The organism is Chloroflexus sp., from assembly GCF_049970315.1.
GTDB lineage: Bacteria > Chloroflexota > Chloroflexia > Chloroflexales > Chloroflexaceae > Chloroflexus.
This window is the reverse complement of sequence record NZ_JBMFNE010000004.1, coordinates 174301-196425: the sequence shown is the minus strand read 5'-3', so window position 1 is coordinate 196425 and position 22125 is coordinate 174301. Positions and strand designations below refer to the sequence as shown.

Sequence of the window (22125 nt, the reverse complement as noted above, 5' to 3'; positions counted from 1 at the left end):
ACCGGGCGCACCGCACCTCACCGCTGCCAGCGGGCCGCACCGGGCGCACCGCACCTCACCGCTGCCAGCGGGCCGCACCGGGCGCACCGCACCTCACCGCTGCCAGCGGGCCGCACGGCCGTGCGGCCCTACAGGGGGATTCGGTATGGAAAACACCTTTTTAATTACTGGTGGTACCGGTTATCTGGGCAACACGTTGATTCGCCACGCCCGCGCACGTGGCTTACCGATTGCGGCGACGTTTCATCACCAAACGCCACCGGCGGCGACTGACATCACGTGGTATCCTCTCGATCTCCGCGATCCGACTGCTGTCCGGCGGGTAATTACCGAGGTGCAACCGGCAGTCATTATTCATACGGCCTTTCGCCAATACGATCCCGACCTGATGGCGATTACCGGTGAAGGTGCCGGATATGTAGCAGCAACCGCTGCAGAGATTGGATCACGTCTTGTTCATATGTCAAGTGACGTCATTTTTGACGGCGAGAAGGCAGGCGCCTACACCGAGGCCGATCCGCCCAACCCGATTACCGACTATGGTCGGGCCAAAGCGCGTGCGGAGGAGTTGGTGCAACACCATCATCCGCACGCCGCGATTGTGCGCACCTCGCTCATCTACGGCTTCGATCCGCTCGACCGCCACAGCGCCTTTGCACTGGCCGTAGCGCGTGGCGAACGGACGGAGAAACTCTTCTACGACGAGCTGCGCTGCCCCGTGTTCGTTGATGATCTGGCAGCGGCGCTGATCGATCTGGCGCAGAGTGATTATCGCGGGGTGATCAATCTGGCCGGCGCTGAGACGATCAGCCGCTACGAGTGGGGCCGGCTGCTCGCCCAAGCGTATGGCCTCGACCCAAACCGTATCGTCGGCACGCTCAGCGCCGAAAGCCCCACGCCCCGCCCGCGCAACTGCGCGCTTGACATCAGCCGCGCCCTTGCGTTGGGCTACCGGCTGCGCGGTGTACGCGAGGTGTTGCAAGCGTCGGGTAAACTCAAACCATCACGGGAAAGCTGAAGCAACTTCTCGCGGCGTAAACGTGCGGGCTGTTTGCTCAATAACTGCTGCGGCTGTCGAGTCAGTCCGGATAAAAAGGGCACTTTCGTGATCGGTAAACACGAGCCGCCAGTCGGGATGAATGGTTAGCAGATTAGCCGGCGGTGATCCGAAACCAACGAGTACCGCATCGGTAGGTTGACGACGCAATATCGCTTCCCAATCACCGGTACCGAAATGAAAATTAATATACTCTGCATAGACATCAGGAGCATACACCGTCTCACGTCGCCCATCCATACCAACCTTGACCAACGGACCAAGGTGCCAGATCAGGTATTGCCCCCAACCAAAATCACACATCAGGTTGCCACGGAAACCACTCTCGCGTAGCAGTACGGTTGCGTTGTATGGAACGCTTGTGACGGGAATAAAACGCCATGGCGAGATGATCAACCCACTTGCCAAGATCAACGCTGCTGCCACAATAGGGATTGGGCGTAACCATCGAGGAATAGCCACTTCGGTTTGCTGCCGGCGAAAAAACGACTCCCAAACCACATTGACATGCTCACCGGTAAAGATGGCAAAGGCAATGCCCATGAGTGGCAAATGACGAATAGCTACCAGTGGCATGATACCAACCAGTCCAAACAACCCAATGAGAATTGGACGACGCTGCAATGATGATCGGTACACCCCCCACACGGCTAATGCCATGACCACGAGGTAAATTGCACCAAAAGGACTTCGGATGGGAAGAGGTTGCCAATCAGCAATCTCTGGCCGATCACCGGTGGCTGTCTCAAACAGAAACGATAAAATCCCTAGGCCGTAGGGATTGACCAGCGTAGCAAGCGCTGCACATACAACCGGTGGAATAATCGCACGCCACCGGGTACGATTGAGCGCTACGTGCGCGATTGTCCATACACCTAACATAACACACCCGGCCAAGAAACCACCATGCAAATTCACCCATCCACCCACAACGACCGGCGTTAACCATAACCAACGATACTGACCGCGCTCGGCAGCTTCAATAATCATCAGCATCACTGCGAAGAGGAAAAAGGTAAAAATTTGGGGTCGGACCACAAGACTGAACCAGATAGTGGTCATCACCACACCTAGCCAGATGATAACAGTAGGCATGAAAGTAGTCTGCTTGACCTTTACCAGCCACCAAAAGATGAGACCTAAAGTCGCGAGGTAGACAACGAAGCGTAGAGTGATTAATCCTACTTCACCACCAACCCGCCAGGCAAGACCCATGAGCACTTCCATGAGCCATTCATGGTTAATCCAAGGATGATCGAGATTTAGGTAAGAATACGGATCAACACGGATTACGTCACCGGCAGCAATAGCGTCAAGGCCAAAACGCAGATGTCCCCAGAGATCCGGATCGGTGTATGTGCGCAGACTGACTACGATTATAATTGCCCAGGTAACGGCCATAAGGCTCTTTTGCCAGTTTGACCAACCAGTTTGTCGTTGAGTTGTGATAGAAGACATTATCCGCTCCATACCAATAGATCGGTTATTTTTTCCGTAACTATTGTAGCAATGTCATATTACCCATACGTCGGCCAATGCGAGTTTCAATCCAAGAATCGTTTGATCTATCAGCTCAAAACTCGGTAATCACCGTCACCCCCGCCCCACGAAAGCTATCGAGATCGACCAGCGCCGCCGGTGTTTCGTCCAGCCGGATCGTGCGCCCGATCAAGCGTTGCGGTTGCACCTTGCCCGACTGGATCAAATCGAGCATGGCATCATACCGATGGGTTTGCATACCGTGACTGCCCATAATTACCAGCTCGCGGGCCACGACAATATCCATCGGTAACGGTGGCATACGTTGCTCGGCCAACAGCAACCCCACTTGCACATGGCGGCCCCGTTTGCGCAAACTGGCGATCGAGTTAGCGCAGGTGGTTGGACTGCCCAACGCATCGAGCGACAAATGCACCCCGCCGCCGCTCAGATCGCGCACCGCGCTCACCGCATCAGCTTCAGCCATCGCATCAACCACCGCAGTTGCGCCAACCGCGCGTGCCAGTTCTAACCGCTCTGGATTAATATCGATCCCGATTACTTGCCCGCCTAACGCGCTGGCCAGCATAATCGCCGACAAGCCAACTCCGCCGCAGCCATACACCGACACCCACTCGCCGGCACTGACCCGGCCCAAATCAACCACGGCGCGGAACGCGGTCGCGAACCGGCAACCGAGACTGGCGGCAGTAGCAAAGCTCATCTCATCAGGCAAGCGTACCAGATTGAGATCGGCACGGTCGATAGCAACATATTCGGCGAACGATCCCCAATGGGTAAAGCCCGGCTGAAACTGGTGATCGCACACCTGCTGCTGACCGGCTTGACACTGCGGACAAACCCCACATGCGCAGACAAACGGTACTGTCACCCGATCACCGATCCGCCAGCGAGTTACCCGCGCACCAACGGCCACTACTTCACCGGCTAATTCGTGACCCGGCACATGTGGTAACCGAATATCGGGATCGTGCCCCATCCAGCCGTGCCAATCGCTGCGACAGAGGCCGGTCGCGCGCACCGCTAGCACTACTCCATCGGGTGACGGCGCGGGATCAGGCAGATTGGCAATCCAAGGCATTTGACCAAAGGCTTCGTAGTATACTGCACGCATTGTCTTCTCCTTTTTCTAGCGTAGACAGCGATAAGGGGAGATCACATCATCTTCACACTGCATCGATACCGGCCTCCCCATAAGCTCCGGTATTGCTATGCCGCATATCGTCCGTGTAACTGCCATCCGCGTGGCGTTGTCGGATCAAGCCCGCGTGTTACAGCCAAGTGGTAGCAAAACAACGGCACCGGTATGATAGCACTCACCAAGCTTAGCTAAGCCGGTAGACATCTGCAAACCGAGCGTATCGATTGCGCACCCACGTTCATCATCACTCAGTACCGGTAACTTAGCACCAATAGTACGTAAGCGGACAAGCAGATCGGCGACCGATTTACTGCTTCACTGCCGAGTTTAGACGAAGCAACCGCCAACACCGGAAACTCTAGCTCGATTGGGACAGGTGAGCCGTGCTGCGACTCGACGGACGATGACATACGCTGTCTCTTTAAGTTTGCGTGACTATTCCGAAACGCTGTTGCCAATTGAAATTCGCGTTCCAACACTATCAATTGAAATGACTTACCGCCACCAGTGCCATCGTCAATGCTGCCGGCAAATTCGGCGAACCAATCCCGATTAGGAGGACGAAAGCCATGAGCTGTGCCGTATACGTGTCTTCATCGTAGCAACCAATTCAGACCCAACATCCAACTCAACGTGTAACTTCATCTGCCGAACTGACGGCGTATCGGGATTGTTGGTGATTACAAACGTTCGTGCCTCTTGCCGTTGCACGTCGAGATCAGGATAACCGGCCCAACTGCGAAACGCCGATCATCAGGGAATTACGTAGGTGCGCGGTAGCTGCCGATTTGGTAAGCAATGAGGGCACAACCCACCGGTAAGCTGTTGAATATCCTCAAGTGTACTAACACAGATACCGGCTTAGGTAGAGCTACCCCGACCGGCAAGATAGACATAGCGCAATCCTAGTGGGATCGTTTGATATGACGACCATCACGCTAACTGCTCGTGGTGTTGTATTGGTCTAAACTGGTGGAATGACGCTACCACGAGACACCGGTATCGTCAAATACACCGATCCGTATAACCCTTCGTGACATCGCTCGCCCATGCACCGTACTGTACCTCATCGCTGATATAATGTGGGGCGTTGCCCCAAGGCCGACGACGTCGATCCGGGCAGAGAAGAACCGCTAAGGTAACACAGCGATAGACCTGTTACTGTGTTACGCATGGTAGTCAGCCACCGGTGCAGAGCCAACGTCTATGGAACAGTTCAACTCGCTCAACCCAGCCCAACGTACCGCCGTGACGGCGCCGATCGGGCCTGTGCTGGTTAAGGCCGGCGCCGGTAGTGGCAAGACGCGCGTACTCACGCTGCGGATTGCATACCTGATTACTCATTACGGCGTATCACCGTCACAAATACTGGCCGTTACCTTTACGAACAAAGCCGCCCGCGAGATGCGCGAACGGTTGCGCGGGTTGCTCGGCTCGCGCATCCGTGGCTTGACGAGCGGCACCTTTCACGCGATTTGCACCCGCATCCTGCGTGAGTCGATTGCCGGTCGTATAAAGGGTTATACCGCTTCGTTCTCGATCTACGCCAGTGATGAGCAGTTGCAGTTGGCTGCCGAGGCGTTAGCCGGCGTCACGGAAACGCCACCTCGAATGATCGAAGCCGATGAGGTGCTGCGCCTCATTTCACGTGCCAAAAGCCGTATGCTCACCCCTCGTCTGATGGCTCGGTTTGCAACCGATCCGCTCGATCGGTTTGTGGCAGCCTGTTATCGCCGCTACCAGCGCGCTCTCGAACAGGCCAATGCGCTTGATTTCGATGATCTGATTCTGACGGCCTACCGGCTGCTCAGCGAAGACCCCGATCTCTTGGCAACCTATCAGCAACGCTGGCTACACGTACTTGTTGATGAGTATCAGGATACCGATCCGAGTCAGCACACGCTGATCGAGTTGCTCACCCGTCCGACCGCACATCGCCCACGTTCACTGTTCGTGGTCGGTGATGCAATGCAGAGCATCTACGGCTTCCGCAATGCCGATCACAACATTATCAACCGCTTTACCGTCGACTTCCCCGACGCGCAAGTGATCGAGCTGACAACCAATTACCGTTCACGGCAACCCATCCTCGATGCGGCATATGCGATTATTCGCCACAGCCGCAGTGTGTCGCCGATGGAGCTACGTGCTGCGGCGGCGGTCGCAGCCGAGCGAAGTGTGTTGATTAGCGAGGCAAAGGATAGCCGCGAGGAGGCAGAGCAAGTAGCACGCTCGATTGCCGAATTGCAACGGCAAGGTCGCCGACTGCGCGAGATTGTCGTTCTTTACCGTACACGCCACATGAGCCGTCCACTCGAACAGGCCCTACGCCACGCCCGCCTGCCTTACGTCGTGCGGGGCAGCGTCAGTTTCTTTGACCGAGCAGTTGTGCGCGATGCGCTGGCTTATCTGCGCTGCATCGCCAACCCCGCCGATAACCTCAGCCTTACCCGCATTGCCAATGTACCGGCGCGTGGGTTAGGCGGGCAAGCTCTGGCGACCATTGCAGCCTTCGCTTCCACCCAATCGATTCCGCTCAGCGAGGCACTCGGTCATGCCCCAGTCATACCTGGGCTAAGCCCACGTGCAGTCGAAGGAGCACGCCGACTGTTTGCCCTCCTCCAACGGTGGCGGCGATTAGCCGCCGGTACCATGCCGCCCGATCATCTGTTGGCCGATGTGCTGGAGCAGAGCGGTTATATGGCCGCTTTAGCCGAACGGTTCGACGCTGAAGAGCTGGCCGAAGCACGCGCCCATCTGCAAGAATTGCTCCGTGCCGCCGAAGAGCATACCGAGCTGAGTGCATTTTTGCAAGAAGTCGCCCTGATGACCAACGCCGACGATGACGACGATGAACGGGATCGGGTGCAACTGCTGACCATTCACGCCGCCAAAGGCTTAGAATGGCCCTTCGTGTTCGTGGTAGGGTTAGAAGAGGGAACCCTCCCCCACGAACGCAGTCTCGGCGATCCAGCCGCTCTCGAAGAAGAGCGGCGTCTGTGTTATGTTGCGTTCACCCGCGCCGCCGAACGGCTCTATCTTTCGTGGACGGCCAGCCGCAATCGCGGTCAGCGCCTAAAACTATCTCGCTTTCTCGAAGAGGTATTGGCCTTTGGCCGCGAACAAGCACGACAAGCCAAACAGTGAGGGCTGTCTTGCATGACGGCCCTTCACCGCCTGTATCATCGCCGATTACAACAACATGATCGCCGTGATCGCTACGACAATGAGGAACAGCACAGCTACCACCACAAGCGCGAGCCGTTCTAGATTCAGCAGCGATACGGTACTGACTAGCTTCTCATTTTCACCTGACCCGATCACATACAGACGACACTCTTGGTCGTCAAGCATGCCGCTGATCTCGGTCATCATGACACCCCTGATCGTCAGCTTCGCCTGTATCGGGCGACCGTGCGCACCCGCTTTAGCAATCGCCTCCTCGATCAAACGGCTAAGCGGCCCGACACTATGCCAGCGGCTATCGTAGAGATCGATCTCACTTTCATATATCTCACGTGCCTGCTGCTTAAGCAATCGCTGTACTTGCTGCGACAAATCTTCGCTATCATCATCGTTCTCAAGCTCGACAACCCACCGCGACCACGTAAAGAACTTCTCTTCGACCAGATTGCCATTGCCATCACATGTTTCGCACCGCACCCGTTGATATCCTTTACAACGGTCACATGGTTGTTCGACCGGGTTAGGTTCTCCACGACGCGCTTTCGGTTTGATCACACCTTTCCCCTGGCACTGCGGACACACCACTTGACCGGAACCTTGACAACCGGTGCAGGTAAAAAAGCGGCGTGAGCCAGGTAAGATCATCTCACCGCCGGGTTCAGATGTGAAATCGCGGTGAACTGGCAGCGGCGTTGCCCATACATCCAATGTCCGCTCAGCCACCGGACGTTCATCATTCCGCATCGGACGAGACCGCAATTGCGGTGGCGAACGTTGCTCGTAAAGCACTTTCAGCGCGTAGAAGTAGATATTATAACTGGCGATTAGCTCAAACTCGATCAGTTGGCCGAGTGATGAGCGACGAAATGGTTTCTGGCGGCTCCAACGGTTGAGCCACTTACGCAGATAGTCACGGCGATGGAAGGTATCTGCCCGTTTGCGCGCCTCGGTCAGAAAATCGTTAAATTGCTCAGCAAGATTAGCTAACTCAGAACTGAGTGCCAATTCGAGTGGATTCTCAAACCACTCGGCACAATCCTCCCAACGCGACTCTTCCATATCGATCGTATCCTGATCGAGGAGGGGGCGTAGGGCGAGTCGTAACGCATTTGCAGCCGCGCTGGCGGTACTGAAACGCAGATTCGGTTGGGGCGAGAGCATGCGTAACAACACCCGTTCGGCTAACATAAATGCGGGTGGTTTGTTACTCAAATCAAGCTCAACAATCATACCGGTAGGTGGTAGCTCACCGCTAAGCAGGTGATAGGCTATTGCCCCAAGACTGTAAATATCGAGCGAGGCGTGAGCTTCAGCCTGAGCGAGTTTCAATTCAGGCGCTGAATATGGTGTGAGATAATCGGCTTCACTCAGCATACTCCAATCGAGTGGAGCATCAGGCACGGCAGCGAGGCTTAGGTTGGTCAGGTACGCATTCCCCTCCGGGGTTACCAGAATATTCGCCGGCTGGACATCACGATGAACAACTTGCTGCTCATGGAGATAATCGAGGACGGCAGCGATTTGGGTGATAATGCGTACCGCTAATGTCAGATCCGGTGGGCCTTCTTGTAATATCTCATTCAGTGAGCGGCCGGCGATGTACGGCATGACCATATAATCGCCGTAGTGTTCATCATGACCAGCGTCGATCACCGGTAATAAGTGGGAATGACTCAAACTTGCAGCGAGCCGAGCGGCTAATTGAAACCGGCTATTTGCGATCCAATCGTGGCGACGCAACAAGAAGACATAAACCGGGCGGTTGAGGGTCTGATGGGTAGCGCGATAGATCAGGGCAAGCTCGTCTTGCCCAATCTGTTCATGCAAGCGGTACTCACGAAGTTCAAACTCCTGCGCGGCAGTAGGCCGTGGTTCGCCGTGGGCGAAAGAGTGTAGATTACTCATAGCTGCCTCAGCGTATCGTGTAAATAGAACATTTGTTCAATTCATATTGAAATTACCTTGTCAACCGTCTGGTTATGTTTCCCTGCCCTGCACTTCCGGTGAGTGATTCATCACCATAAGTAGCTACTTATCACCTTTTTCCGCACTGCGTCATGGTATACTACAACTGTGCCGGTTGGTGGCGGGCATCCTGTAAGATCGGACACGCAATGACGATCATCCGTGTCCTCCCTGCCAGTCAGGATCTCTGCCTCCTCATTTCTACCCCGTGCGGCATTCCTCAATGCCGCTTCCTCGCGCTTGCCCCATTGCCTGCCACCCGGTTAACGGCCCCGCTCAAGGGGCCGTAACTGTTTCAACAGGTGCCGGCGGTGGTGGCGGCACCCCCTCACGTAACAGTTTGAGCGCCCAGTACAATTGCGCATCCGCACAACTGGTATCGTTGGGCCGGTCTGGCACACACGGTACCTGATAGATCGGATCGTTCGCTGCCGGTACGACATGCTCCGGTGTAATCCCAATGCCGTTAATCGCTTCACCGGACGGCGTCAGCCAACGCGCAATGGTGATACGCACACTGCTCCCGTCACGCAGGGTATAGATGTTCTGAACCGACCCCTTGCCAAAAGTCTTCTCACCGAGCAAGACCGTATTCGGACGTACATCACGCAACGCGCCGGCAACCACCTCGGCGGCACTAGCCGACCCACCGTTTACCAATACTACCATTGGAATACCGTATAGCCGCCGGTTAGGCGGTGCCGTGATGGTGCGTAACTCTTTGTTGACGCCACTGCGCTCCTCTTCATAGAGCGCCACGCCGTCGTAAAACCGACCAAGCACCTCTTGCGCGGTCGTCAGAAAACCGCCCGAATTATTACGCAGATCGAGCACAATGGCCCGCGGTTGTTGTGGGAGCAACTCGGCAATCGCCTGGTCGAGCAACTCGGTGGTTGTGGCCTTGAATTCGGTAATCTGAATATAGGCAATGCGATCGGGTAAAAGCGTGCTATTGACGGTGATGAGCGGAATCGCTGCGCGCGTGATGGCAACGGTAAAGACGCGATCTTCGGCAGGTCGGCGAATGGTTAAGCGAACGATCGTTCCGGCCGGACCACGAATAAGGCTTACTGCACGCGCACTTGCTTCTTGGTCGCTCAAGCCGGCTATCAACTCAGCCAGTGGTTGATCATCTACTGCCAGAATGATGTCACCCGCTTGAATACCGGCTTGTTCGGCAGGCGAATTCGGGATCGGACGGTCGATAATGATTTGACCATTTTCAACCCGCAGATAAGCCCCAATACCTTCAAACCGGCCCTCCATCGACTCCCGATTTTGTTGAGCTTCTTGTGGCTCTTGAAAGAAGGTATACGGATCGTTGAGCGTTGCTAGCATCCCACGGATCGCACCGTATACCATCTTCTGCCGATCGATAGCTTGCGGCTGGTAGAAGTTCCCTTCAACCAGATCCCACACGTCCCAGAAGACGGCAAACTGTTGGCGGCGGTCACCAGGGGTGAGCAATCGCATATCGACGTTAGAGACACCGGTAATCAAGACATCGATCGGAGAGACGCCCACAATCCGCCCGGTGATCCAACCACCAAGAAAAGCCACAGCGATCACGGCGACCCACCGAACGATGACCCCGACGACTGTCCACACTCGTTCCATTCCCAACCCTTTTCTAGAGATGCAGCGCGTATTGCAACCTTGCCAATGGTCATTTCGCGCGGAGCGAGAAATCTTGCCATCCGCTTTTCTAGAGATGCAGCGCGTATTGCAACCTTGCCAATGGTCATTTCGCGCGGAGTGAGAAATCTTGCCATCCGCTTTTCTAGAGATGCAGCGCGTATTGCAACATTGCCAACGCCGTTAACGGCGCCGTTTCTGCCCGTAAGATGCGTGGCCCCAACGAAACCGCCACAAACCCATGATCGATGGCCGCCCGTCGTTCACGCGGATCAATACCGCCTTCCGGGCCCGAGATGATGGCAATCCGACGGAGCGAGGTTGGCGATGTTACAATATCACGCAAATGATGTTCAGCTTGTTCATCGAGCATCAACGCCAAATCGGCACTACTACCGGCAACCACTGCCGTAGAAAACGGTTGCGGAGCGCTCACTTCGGGTAAGCGGCCCCGCCCAGCCTGTTCGGCCGCCTCGGTAGCGATCCGCTGCCAGCGCACCAGTCGATGTTTGTCAATCCGATCACCCGGTAACGAGCGAGCAAAAACAACCGGTATAATGCGACGTATCCCCAATTCTACCGCCTTTTGCAACGCCCATTCAAACCGTTCGGGCCGGATTAGCGCCAAATAGAGATCGATTGCAACTGCCAACTCGCCACCGGCGTGACAACGAGCAAGGACATACCCCCGTGCCTGTCGCCGGTCGATGGCGGTCAATTGCACAACTGCCGCCATCCCCAGTCCATCAAGCAGCAACACTCGATCCCCGGCAGTCAGGCGCAGTACACGAGTCCATTGATGCAGCAGCGACGGATCATCAATCAAGATTTCGTCACTACGCAACCATACCGGATCAACAAAGAAGCGGTGGGTATTGGGAATGGTCGTTGGATTGTCCACTGTCGTCACCATTGCACAATGGGAGCGACACCGGTATCATTATCGACCGTGGCAAGGAGTGTGGGCAGATCGGGGATATACGAGCGCAGGAGTATGCCCTGCGCGGCCTCGACCCTGTACTCGCCTAGGGTAGCCGGTAATAGAACGGCTGCACCGCGTTGTAGTGTTAGTGTTTTGCTTCCCCATTCCAGTTGCATCGTGCCGTCAATTACCGTCAAGATCTCGAGCGAGCCGGGATCGGTAGTAGCACTGAGACAACCTCGCACATGCCATCGTTCAAGCGCAAACGATGAGCAAGCCACGAGCAATTCACGCTGTTCATCAAGCGGTAGTGGTTGGAGGAAGGAAGCCGAAGCCGGCTCGAGTCGGCTAACCGCCAATGCCTGCTCAATGTGTAACTCACGAAGCTGACCGGTACGTGCATCCCGTCGGTTGTAGTCGTACAAGCGATAGGTTAGATCAGATTTCTGCTGGATTTCAAATAGCATAATTCCAGCATTAATCGCGTGAATAGTACCTGCCGGTACAAAAACGAGATCACCGGCGTGCACCGGTTGCTGAGCCAACAGATCTTCTATCGTCCCATCGGCAATTGCCGCCGCCAACGCAGTTCGTTCAACCGGTGCTCGAACACCGAGCGTAACCGTTGCTCCCGGCTCAGTCGCCAGAATGTACCACGCTTCAGTCTTACCGTGAAAGCCGGTATGCGCTTCAAAGGTATGCGCATACTCATCATCAGGATGCACTTGCACCGAAAGCCGGTCGGCAGCATCGATAAATTTCGCCAGCAGTGGCAGATCGGCGCCGTAGCGGGCAAATGAGCGGGTACCTACCACCGCCTCGCCGTAAGCTTGTACTACCTCAGCTATCGTCTTCCCAGCAAAGGGACCATTCGTCACCCGATTGCTGTCGAAGACCAGCCAAATCTCACCGAGCCGTTCAGGATGCGGCGGTGGTAATGCCAGCCACGGGGCCAGCCGTTGACCACCCCAGAGTGGTTCAACAAATCGCGGTTCGGATAGGATGGGGTACAGTCGGTTCATAACGGTTTATCGGTTTGGGTCTATGTTCAAATGGCTATCGTCTCCATCATTACCGTCGGTGGACCAAGGCTACCCATTCACCTTCACAATGACGTTCGACTAGGGTCAGACCAGCTGCGGTGAAAGCGGCGATAACCTCGTGCTCCTTTATGTCAATGATACCACTACTAATGAGATAGCCCCCAGGTTTCAGCGCGGCAGCCAGATCGGGGGCAAGCGTTACCAACACTTTCGCAATCAGATTCGCCGCAATCAGATCGAACGTGGCCTGTGGTGTTTGTACCCGCAACGCCGGATCCGGTTCTGCCGGTCCAAAATCACCTGACAGCCAATGCCCCATCGCCTGCCCGACACCAAGACTACCCTCGGCTACTTGCACCACCGCGTTCACCTGATTGCGTTCAACATTCTCTTGCGCTACCCGTACTGCAATTGGATCATTATCGAGGGCCAGCACGTGCCCTGCACCCAACTTCGCAGCAGCAATTGCGAGAATGCCCGAACCGGTACCGAGGTCCAGTATGTGCTGGTCAGGTTGCACCATTCGTTCGAGTAACTGCAAGCAGAGTTTGGTCGTTGGATGCAAACCAGTTCCAAAGGCCATCCCCGGATCGAGCCAGAGCACAATATCGTCGGGCTGCGGTTGGTATTCCAACCACGACGGGATGATCACCGTGCGCTCACCGATCCGGAGCACCGAATAAAATTGTTTCCAAGCGTTCGCCCAATCCTCTTCGACCAGTGTACGAGTTTGAAGTGGTCCCAGCGGTCGGATCTGGCTCACATGCCAGAGAGCATGTTCAATGCGCTGGCGTGTCTCTTCGACCTGATCGTCGAACGGCAAATAGGTACGGAGCCAGACCGGACGGGTAGGGTCGTATTGAAACTCTGGCCCTTCATCACCGGCGATCCAGCCCTGTTCAACGACGACACCACCATTGTACCCGTAGTGGGCTAGGATCTCAGCAACCGTCTCTACCGCCTCCGGTTCGACTTCAATCGAAATCTCTAGCCACGTGCTTGGCGTTTGCATACCACTTCATCCTTGCCACTTCCAGCGCGTTCCGTGTGGACCATCTTCGAGGGTGACACCAAGATCGGCCAGCCGATTACGCACCAAATCGGCCAGGGCATACTGCTTGGCCTTCCGTAACTCACCCCGCACCTCGATCAGCAACTCGATAAACGGTGCCACTTCAGCGGTCGGTGTGCGTTGGCGCGGTTGCAGCCGCAACCCCAACACCCCAGCCAATTCACGTAGCGTCTGCTGACCAATGGCAAGCTCCTCGGCGGCAAGGCCGGCATCGCGGGCCGCATTAATCGCCCGTACCAGATCGAACAATGCAGCGAGCGCTGCCGGGCTGTTAAAGTCGTTATCCATTGCCGTAATAAACCGTTCGCGGGCAATGGTAGCTGCTTCACGCAACGCTGCTCCTGCCGGCCCTTCACGCACCGAACCGATAGCCGGCGCCAACGCCGATAAAAGTCGTTCCAGCTTGCGCTGATTATCGGCGGCAATCTCGTCATTGTAGGTCAGCGGGCTACGGTATGAACTACTCAAGACGATCAACCGAAACACGTCGGGATCGTATCGACTGAGAAAGTCGGCAATCGTCACCACATTCCCCAGCGACTTCGACATTTTTTCAACTTGCCGGGTCTGTGGATTCACCAACTGCAACATCCCGTTATGCACCCAATAGCGGGCAAAAGGCTGACCGGTCAAACTTTCGCTTTGGGCAATCTCATTTTCGTGATGAGGGAAGATGAGATCGGTGCCGCCGCCGTGAATATCAATCTGCGGTCCGAGATGCTCCATCGCCATCGCCGAGCACTCGATATGCCAACCCGGACGTCCCGGACCCCATGGACTATCCCACGCCGGTTCACCCGGCCGGGCAGCTTTCCACAAGGCGAAATCAGCAGGTGACTCTTTACGTGGATCAACCTCAAAGCGCGTTCCGCTGAGCATCTCATCGAGCGAGCGACCGGAGAGTTTGCCGTAGTCTTCGTCGCGCTTCACCCGAAAATAGACATCGCCATCAACCACATACGCATAGCCACGCTCGATCAAGCCTTGCACAAACGCGATAATGCTCGGCATCGTCGTCGAGACACGCGGATAGGCTGTAGCCGGCAAGACATTCATTGCCTGCAACTGAGCCAAAAATTCGGCAGCATATTGCCCGGAGAGTGCGAGCGGATCTTGTTCCATTGCTTGCGCGCGGGCGATCACTTTATCATCGATGTCGGTAAAATTGACGATATGGCGCACCTGATAACCACGAAATTCAAGATAGCGCCGGATCATGTCAAACACAATCGCCGACATCGCATGCCCGATGTGAGCTTCGTCATAGGGTGTCACCCCACAGACGTACATACGGACAACACCAGGCTCAATGGTCTCTAACGGTTCAAGCCGACGGGTCAAAGTATTGTAGAGGTGAATCGTCATACCAACTCGCTATCATCACATTGCAGCCTATATACCCGCACCCTGATTATACTCTTCTTCCACCGATGCCGACTCATCCAGCAACGTCTGCCAGAGCTGTTCGGGCAGCTCATTGTGTTTGAAGTGGAAGTCTTTACGATGCACGTGAGAAACGGCTTCGAGTTCGATCAGACGTGCCTCAAGTTCGAGCACCTTATCGTGCAGACTGCGCAACATCTCACCTTCGGGATCGGGCAACTGCTCGACCCGCCGCGAAACGCCGGTAATCGGATCGCGGCGGGCAACGATACGAGCCGGTACACCGACGGCGGTAGAGTGGGGAGGCACGTCTTTCACAACCACCGCGCCGCCACCGATTCGAGCGCCACGCCCGATAGTAATTGCACCGAGAACGATAGCACCAACACCGATGACTACTTCATCTTCGACCGTCGGATGGCGCTTGCCGGTCTGTTTTCCGGTACCACCGAGTGTTACCCCTTGATAGAGCATCACCCAATCGCCGATTTCCGCCGTCTCACCGATAACCACACCCATCCCATGATCGATAAAAAAGCCTCGGCCAATACGAGCACCGGGATGGATTTCGATCCCGGTAAGAAAGCGACTGATCTGTGAGATCAGACGTGGGATAAATGGAACCTTCCGTCGATACAGGGCATGGGCAAAACGATGAAGGATAATCGCGTGCAAACCGGGGTAGAGCAAGACCTCAGCCAGATTACGGGCCGCAGGGTCATTGCGAAAAATGGCGCGAATATCGTCGCGCAACACACAGAGCGCATGTGAAATACGCATCGGATTGCTCCGGCGAATAATAATACATGTTACATATCACAAAAGGGCGGAGGAGGAGAACGCCGGAGGCGCGCAACGATGCGCGAACCCGGCAGAGCCAGGCGCTGGGGCGCCACCGAGTGGGGCGGCGCCCCTAGCGACAGGAGCACCCGGGGAAGGGAAGGAGCAGGGAGGCCAATCGATTAGTCTTCGCTAGAATCGGTCTTGTCACTCGCGTCACCCTTGCTCTTATCACTACCCGTTACCGAGCCACCGCTGGTACCACGGCTATCAGTTATATACCATCCTGACCCCTTAAAGACGATACCGGCGGGCTGAATCACCCGACGTACTCGACCTTCCTGACCACACAGACAGACGGTCAGTGGCTCGTCTTTGAAGCTCTGGAACTTTTCAAACTGCTTGCCACAAGCGTCACAGGCATACACATAGGTTGGCATAGCGCGCTTCCTACCTCCATGGGATGCTTTTAGTTGATGTATCACGCTGTGTATTGTACCCCAGAGCGCCATAATCCGCAATAAGAAGAGTGTTAGAACGCATTGTGCGCCACGTCTGCCTGGTTCGATGAGGCAAATGCTCGTCGCTCCTCCACAATCTGGTATCATTTGACAAAACAGCCATTTGCCTATGGAGATCGTTATGACCTTCGATCCAACGACTATTCGCCCTCTCTTTCCGGCATTAGCCCAAGAGGTTGCCGGCAGACCGGCCATCTTCTTCGATGGCCCCGGCGGCACGCAGGTGCCGCAGATGGTCATTGATGCGATGAGCCACTATCTCGCCCACGATAATGCCAATTCGCATGGTGCCTTCGCGACGAGCCGACGTACCGACGCAACGATTGCTGCCGCCCATGCCGCAATGGCCGATCTGCTCGGCTGTGAACCTGATGAGATTTTTTTCGGCCAAAATATGACTTCCCTGACGTTTGCCCTCAGTCGTGCTATCGGGCGCGAATTGCAAGCCGGCGACGAGATTATTGTGACTCGCCTTGACCACGATGCGAACGTTGCACCATGGCATGCCCTGAGCGAGCGTGGCGTCGTCATTCGCGAAGTCGATATCGATCCCATAGACTGTACGCTCGATATGGACGATATGGCAGCGAAGATCGGGCCGCGTACCAAACTGGTGGCAGTTGGGTATGCCTCGAACGCAGTTGGCACGATCAATGATGTACGACAGGTCGTGGATTGGGCACATCAGGTGGGTGCATTGGTATTTGTCGATGCGGTGCATTATGCACCGCATGGCTGCATTGATGTCAAAGCTCTCGATTGCGATTTCCTGGCGTGTAGTGTCTACAAGTTTTTCGGCCCACACGTTGGGGCAATGTACGGTAAACGTGAGCATCTGCAACGGTTAAAGCCTTACAAAGTTCGTCCGGCCGACGATACGGTACCCGGACGCTGGATGACCGGGACGCAGAACCACGAAGGGTTAGCCGGTGTGACGGCTGCCGTGGAGTATCTGGCGAGCTTAGGGCAACCCGCTCCTGATCGTCGTACAGCACTGGTAACAGCAATGGAGCGGATCGTCGCCTACGAACGTTCACTTGCCGTCCAGTTGATTGATGGTTTGCTGAAGATCCCCGGCCTGACCTTCTATGGCATTCGCGAGCCTGAGCGATTCACATGGCGCACACCAACGGTATCATTCCGACTCGCGCATCTGGCACCACGTGCAGTAGCCGGGCAATTAGCCGAGCACGGTATCTTTGTCTGGGATGGGAATTACTATGCGCTCAGCCTTAGTGAACGGCTCGGTGTCGAACCACTTGGCGGCATGGTGCGAGTCGGTTTGGTCCACTACAATACAGCCGACGAGGTTGATTTCTTCCTCACCACATTGCACAAGCTAGCAACCCGTTAACCGCAAACAATGCGGTCATTGCCTATGCTCGCCTTGTCGGCATATCCACGTCGACAAGGCGAGAAGTTTGTTGCGACCATTGAGCACCGGTACCAGCCGAATACACGTACTGACACCGACCGCACAGTAGTAATGTCCGGTCGTACCACCGCCACCGATTCGCCGTCCTACCGCAGCACCACGCCGCCCCCAGCCCACCGGCCTGTAGCTGTGCCACACCGCCCCCAGCCCACCGGCCTGTAGCTGTGCCACGCCGCCCCCAGCCCACCGGCCTGTAGCTGTGCCACGCCGCCCCCAGCCCACCGGCCTGTAGCTGCGCCACGCCGTCCCCAACCCACCGGCCTGTAGCTGTGCCACGCCGCCCCACCGGCCTGTAGCTGTGCCACGCCGTCCCCAGCCCACCGGCCTGTAGCTGTGCCACGCCGCCCCCAGCCCACCGGCCTGTAGCTGTGCCACGCCGCCCCACCGGCCTGTAGTGGCGCCGCACCGCCCCCAGCCCACCGGCCTGTAGCTGTGCCACGCCGCCCCACCGGCCTGTAGTGGCGCCACACCGCCCCCAGCCCACCGGCCTGTAGCTGCGCCACGCCGTCCCACCGGCCTGTAGTGGCGCCACACCGCCCCCAGCCCACCGGCCTGTAGCTGCGCCACGCCGTCCCACCGGCCCACCGGCCTGTAATGGCACCGAACCCTTCCGCACCACTCAGAAAACACTTACCGAGGCACCGCGTCAGTGAGCATCCGGCATCGCCATCGATAGGGTATGGAGTCAACTGAATCTCTATCGTAGCTCATCGTTTTGTTCCACCGACATCACCTGCTCGATACCATTGATGGGCTACGTCCCCCATGAGAACACCTCGCTCCCAATCACCATGACGAAGAGGAGGTTGAGCAAGATACCAAAGACTAAACTCAAAGCGGTCAGTAAGAGTAAATAGACGGTACGCCGACGGATAAGCCGCCGAAACTCGCCTTGCAACAAGGTTTCGAGGGTTTGTTGTTGGGCAGCCAACACCATCTCAACGGGTGTTCCTTCCGCTTCGGCTTGAGCAAGTGCGGCAGTGGCGTCGATCAATTCACGACAACGGGAGCGACGGGCCACTTCGGCAAGTGCAGCAAAGGGACGCATACGCTGCTCTTCACTGAGGGCTAATGCTGCAACCACGACCTCGCGCATGGGCGCTTGACGTGGTACAGCCTGCATACAGTAGCGGCGCAACAGTATACTCGGAGCTTCAAAGCTGCCCAATGCGACCCGAATGAAGCCGATCAAACCCGGGGTGAGGCGGCGTAGCTCGCGCTCCATTCGTTCGCGGGTACGGCGTGGTTGACGCGGCCAAACCAGACCTAGTCCAAGATAGGCAGCTAACGCCAATCCGAGCCAGAGCGGGCCTCCGCTCAGCGCTGCTCCGGCGCAAAGCAGGGCGAGCGCTATGCCACCAGCTTGACCGACTATGAAGCGTTGGCGTTCAGCTAGCGACACGACAAAGAGTGGACGGGGACGCAGCACAATTCCAAGCACGGCCAATAGGGTGCCCCATAAGGCGGCTAGTAGCGCCGGAGCAACCGGCGTCGTAAGCAAATGTGACATACGTAGGAACCTTTCGCTGGATCATTGCGGCTAATACTCGACATCCTCAACCCGTGACAACCAAATCCCGCCGATAATAGGGGCTGCCAGCGCCAAACTAACGATTACGGCAAATACCATCCCTATCGGAGTGCTATAGGCAACTCGTACCCGCTCCCACTGCGTCGCCCCCAAATATACAGCCATCAGCACACCGGCGCCCCCAACAGCCAACCCGCTATAGCGCATTTGCGCCAGTTCGGTCAAGGCCTCTTCGCGCCGCCGTTCAGAAGCTTGCAGGGCAGCGTAAGCAGCCGCACAACGGCGTGCTTGCAAGTCTTGCGGTTGATCAGCAGCTACAGCGAGATGGTTCAGCAGAATGGCATGACGTACTGATAAGGTTTGCCCGGCTAAGGCGGTGATCACTTGACGCAAGGTAGCAATACTCCCATCGGCCAACGGCGCACCCTGCTGTCTGATCAGCCAACTCCATTCGTCGCGCAACGGACCGGACGGCATATCGGCAAGTAAGCGGTCAAATGCGGTACGCAAGCCTAACCCACCGCTAAGCAGTGCGCTTAGCCGGCCAATGGCTGGGGTTAGTTCTCGTTCGAGTTGTCGGTTATAACGATGGGCTACCAAAGCAAACCCGACTCGAGTCGCTAAGACAGCGGCCACCGGTGCTAAGGCTAATGCCAGCCATAGCGAGCCAATGAAACCGAGTACAGCGCTGACGAGGGTTGCCACACCACCGACCATCAGCAGTGCCGTATTGGTTGACAATAAGACAGGACGCCAAATCAATACTGGATCGAGGGTCGGATCGATGCGACGCTGAGACAAACGGGTCATCATTTGGGCCAACGGTTGGCGCAAGATGAAGATCGCCGTTGTCGCGATGAGGGCAGCGAGCAGAGCCGGTGCCATCCGTAAGAGCCATGCCGTTTCAGGATGGGTCAATGTTTCGACAGGTGGCATGCTATAATCCTTTCTCCACGCTTATCCATGAGTTTGGGCCGCTTCTCGCATACGTAACGCGGCAACTACCGGGATCAAAGCAGCGTCGCCGACTTCACCGGTTGCGACGAGGGCATTGAGCGCAGTGTAGCGAGTACGCAACAACACCAACGCCGTTTCATCGCTGAGACGGGCCGGTTCAAGTTTCGCAATCAGATCCAGTGCATCACGGGGACGGCCTTGTGCCAATGCCTGTTCGGCCCGCTTAATATCATTGAGGGCTGCTTGATCGGCTTGCTGGCCGGCAGTAATAGCAGCCGCTAGCATTGGCCAGCCACCGGGCGGTGAAAAGGCAGCATAACGGTCAAGATCGGCGCTCAGTTCGGTATACACTGCTTCGGCAACATGCCAACGTCGGTCAGCTAACGCCGTACTGATCTGTTCATACGCAGTACGCCCCGCTACAGCCGGAGCCTGAGCAAGGGCCGGTTCTACAGCCAACACATGCCGTGCCGCCTGAACCAAACGCTCATCCTGGCGCTCACTCCATGCCCGACGTAAGATTGCCAACGCCCGTTCAGATGCACCGGCTTGGCGGGCTAAGGCGGCTTGCGCCAGCGCATCATCGACCACGGCACGACTACTCGCCACTGCCCGAGGACGTTCGGTGAGTTTGAGCAATGCAAAGCGCTGCAACAGCGTTTCCGGCGTCCGATCGGCCTCTTCCCATACCAGTCGATCATCATGCACCTGAGCACTACAATGCCATCGTATCCCCTCGGCAACCGGTTCTGCCCAGGCTAACCGAATTAACGTTGGTCGCAACCCACTTGCCGTCTCTTCACAGCCATCGAGCAGCGCTATCTCGTTGATGTACCGTCGACCAGCGGTACGAGCGAGATGGATGACGACCTGAAAGTTATCGCAAATATCTTCCAGTGCATTGGTTCGCCGCCCTTCGTAAAGATATGCGCCCGGCATGGCCGCACAATCGGCCAACCGACTGACGGCGCGCACTGTATTCCGCGCATGGATCGTCGTCACTACGGCATGGCCACTCACTGCCACTGCCAGTATCGCCCCAGCCTCGGCAGCACGAGTTTCACCGGGTGCAACTAGCGATGGTGTCTGCCGTAAGACTTCGCGCGCTGCGCGCCCAAAGGCTTGTGGATCAAGACTGGTCTGAACCAATTCACGAGTCCATGCAGCGTGACGGACATTGATCTCCAAGGTGTTATCTTCAATCGTTATTACGTGTGGTTCACCCGGCCACGAATTAACAATTGCCTCGAGCAATGCCGTCTTGCCGCAACCGGTTTCGCCGGCAATGAGGAACGAACAACGTGCGCGCACGAGGAGGTGCAATACTGCGTAGAGCGTCTCATCGCACGCCCCGCGCCGAAGAAAATCGGCGAGTGTCCAAGCAGTGCGTCGACCACGCCGAATACAGATCAGTGCAGTATCATCAGGTGTACAAGGCGGGATCGTCACATGCATGCGCGTACCATGGGCTAGTGGCAGGGTATCTTGCGGTCGGCTACGGTCGAGTGGTACTGCCAATCGCGATGCTAAAACAAGTGCTCTATCTAACGCTTGCCGCGGTGAACTGAAACGCTCAGGGGCAAGCGTAAAATCGGCCCCGTCCTCCTGCACCATGATTCGGTCACCGATAATTTTTACTTCTTGGATCCGCTCATCATCGAGATAAGGTTGGGCCGGTCCCCAGCCAATTGTGTCGTGAAAAAGGCGTAACAGACTGGCATCATCTGTAGGAAAACCGGCTAATGGCCCACCACGTTCGGTATGCGCGCCAATCGCCGAGCGTAATACGCGCAGTACTTCCGGATCTCGTTCTGCAGAAGGTGCAACCGGATTGAGTAGTTCAGCACTTAACTCGGTCAGTAGCAAGTCACGCGCTGCCTGTAATACGGTTGCTGCCGGATCGTTGGTTGCCGATTGCTGTGGGATCAAATCGGCCAATCCACCCTCTTCGAGTACCGTTAATGGTCGGTAAGCGGGATGCATGATGTCCTCCTTGG

At 56.3% G+C, this 22125-nt stretch carries 17 protein-coding genes; 3 read left to right on the top strand and 14 right to left on the bottom strand.

The window, feature by feature from the left end; translation table 11 throughout:
* The first annotated feature begins 145 nt into the window (after positions 1–145).
* The gene (locus ACP5OT_RS04615) at positions 146–1018 is read left to right on the top strand and encodes an SDR family oxidoreductase (RefSeq protein WP_428113810.1); all 873 of its coding nucleotides are present in this window, start codon (positions 146–148) and stop codon (positions 1016–1018) included.
* Here the strand turns inward: ACP5OT_RS04615 and ACP5OT_RS04610 are convergent.
* On the bottom strand, positions 1004–2458 hold the full coding sequence (locus ACP5OT_RS04610) for a hypothetical protein (RefSeq protein ID WP_428131457.1): 1455 nt from the start codon (positions 2456–2458) through the stop codon (positions 1004–1006). The genes ACP5OT_RS04615 and ACP5OT_RS04610 overlap by 15 nt on opposite strands.
* Positions 2459–2630: 172 nt before the next feature.
* Positions 2631–3671, bottom strand: a complete 1041-nt coding sequence (locus ACP5OT_RS04605) for a zinc-dependent alcohol dehydrogenase family protein (protein ID WP_428131455.1) — start codon at positions 3669–3671, stop codon at positions 2631–2633.
* Between the two features lie 1233 nt (positions 3672–4904).
* On the opposite strand from ACP5OT_RS04605, the gene ACP5OT_RS04600 reads away from it, so the two are divergent.
* Positions 4905–6845 carry an ATP-dependent helicase gene (locus ACP5OT_RS04600; RefSeq protein ID WP_424677133.1) on the top strand — a complete coding sequence of 647 codons (1941 nt, stop codon included), beginning with the start codon at positions 4905–4907 and terminating at the stop codon, positions 6843–6845.
* A 45-nt stretch (positions 6846–6890) separates the two neighbouring features.
* Here the strand turns inward: ACP5OT_RS04600 and ACP5OT_RS04595 are convergent, their stop codons facing one another.
* From ACP5OT_RS04595 to ACP5OT_RS04560, 8 genes are all read right to left on the bottom strand, one after another.
* The gene (locus tag ACP5OT_RS04595; RefSeq protein ID WP_428113805.1) at positions 6891–8789 is read right to left on the bottom strand and encodes a protein kinase domain-containing protein; all 1899 of its coding nucleotides are present in this window, start codon (positions 8787–8789) and stop codon (positions 6891–6893) included.
* 336 nt (positions 8790–9125) lie between these two features.
* Positions 9126–10466, bottom strand: a complete 1341-nt coding sequence (locus tag ACP5OT_RS04590; RefSeq protein ID WP_428113803.1) for a S41 family peptidase — start codon at positions 10464–10466, stop codon at positions 9126–9128.
* 163 nt (positions 10467–10629) lie between these two features.
* Positions 10630–11385 carry a 16S rRNA (uracil(1498)-N(3))-methyltransferase gene (locus tag ACP5OT_RS04585; protein WP_424677130.1) on the bottom strand — a complete coding sequence of 252 codons (756 nt, stop codon included), beginning with the start codon at positions 11383–11385 and terminating at the stop codon, positions 10630–10632.
* Between the two features lie 5 nt (positions 11386–11390).
* Positions 11391–12428 (bottom strand): type I phosphomannose isomerase catalytic subunit, encoded by a 1038-nt coding sequence (locus ACP5OT_RS04580; protein ID WP_424677129.1) that lies wholly within the window; start codon positions 12426–12428, stop codon positions 11391–11393.
* A gap of 49 nt (positions 12429–12477) precedes the next feature.
* A complete protein-coding gene (locus ACP5OT_RS04575) occupies positions 12478–13461 on the bottom strand; it encodes a 50S ribosomal protein L11 methyltransferase (protein WP_424677128.1) in 984 nt (327 codons plus the stop codon).
* Between the two features lie 6 nt (positions 13462–13467).
* Positions 13468–14886 carry a cysteine--tRNA ligase gene (gene cysS, locus ACP5OT_RS04570; RefSeq protein ID WP_424677127.1) on the bottom strand — a complete coding sequence of 473 codons (1419 nt, stop codon included), beginning with the start codon at positions 14884–14886 and terminating at the stop codon, positions 13468–13470.
* A gap of 27 nt (positions 14887–14913) precedes the next feature.
* Positions 14914–15684 (bottom strand): serine O-acetyltransferase EpsC, encoded by a 771-nt coding sequence (gene epsC / locus ACP5OT_RS04565; RefSeq protein ID WP_424677126.1) that lies wholly within the window; start codon positions 15682–15684, stop codon positions 14914–14916.
* Positions 15685–15866: 182 nt separating this feature from the next.
* Positions 15867–16124, bottom strand: a complete 258-nt coding sequence (locus ACP5OT_RS04560) for an FmdB family zinc ribbon protein (RefSeq protein ID WP_424677125.1) — start codon at positions 16122–16124, stop codon at positions 15867–15869.
* A gap of 202 nt (positions 16125–16326) precedes the next feature.
* On the opposite strand from ACP5OT_RS04560, the gene ACP5OT_RS04555 reads away from it, so the two are divergent.
* The gene (locus tag ACP5OT_RS04555) at positions 16327–17559 is read left to right on the top strand and encodes a cysteine desulfurase-like protein (RefSeq protein ID WP_428131452.1); all 1233 of its coding nucleotides are present in this window, start codon (positions 16327–16329) and stop codon (positions 17557–17559) included.
* 15 nt (positions 17560–17574) lie between these two features.
* On the opposite strand, the gene ACP5OT_RS04550 is transcribed toward ACP5OT_RS04555, so the two are convergent.
* The 4 genes from ACP5OT_RS04550 to ACP5OT_RS04535 all read right to left on the bottom strand — a co-directional run bounded on the left by ACP5OT_RS04550 (position 17575) and on the right by ACP5OT_RS04535 (position 22111).
* A complete protein-coding gene (locus tag ACP5OT_RS04550) occupies positions 17575–18207 on the bottom strand; it encodes a hypothetical protein (RefSeq protein WP_428131450.1) in 633 nt (210 codons plus the stop codon).
* 187 nt (positions 18208–18394) lie between these two features.
* Positions 18395–19150 carry a hypothetical protein gene (locus ACP5OT_RS04545; protein WP_428112671.1) on the bottom strand — a complete coding sequence of 252 codons (756 nt, stop codon included), beginning with the start codon at positions 19148–19150 and terminating at the stop codon, positions 18395–18397.
* 30 nt (positions 19151–19180) lie between these two features.
* Complete coding sequence (locus ACP5OT_RS04540) at positions 19181–20107, bottom strand: hypothetical protein (RefSeq protein ID WP_424676604.1); 927 nt, start codon at positions 20105–20107, stop codon at positions 19181–19183.
* A 21-nt stretch (positions 20108–20128) separates the two neighbouring features.
* Entirely contained in the window at positions 20129–22111 is a 1983-nt protein-coding gene (locus ACP5OT_RS04535; RefSeq protein WP_424676603.1) for an ATPase, T2SS/T4P/T4SS family, read from the bottom strand.
* Positions 22112–22125: the final 14 nt, after the last annotated feature.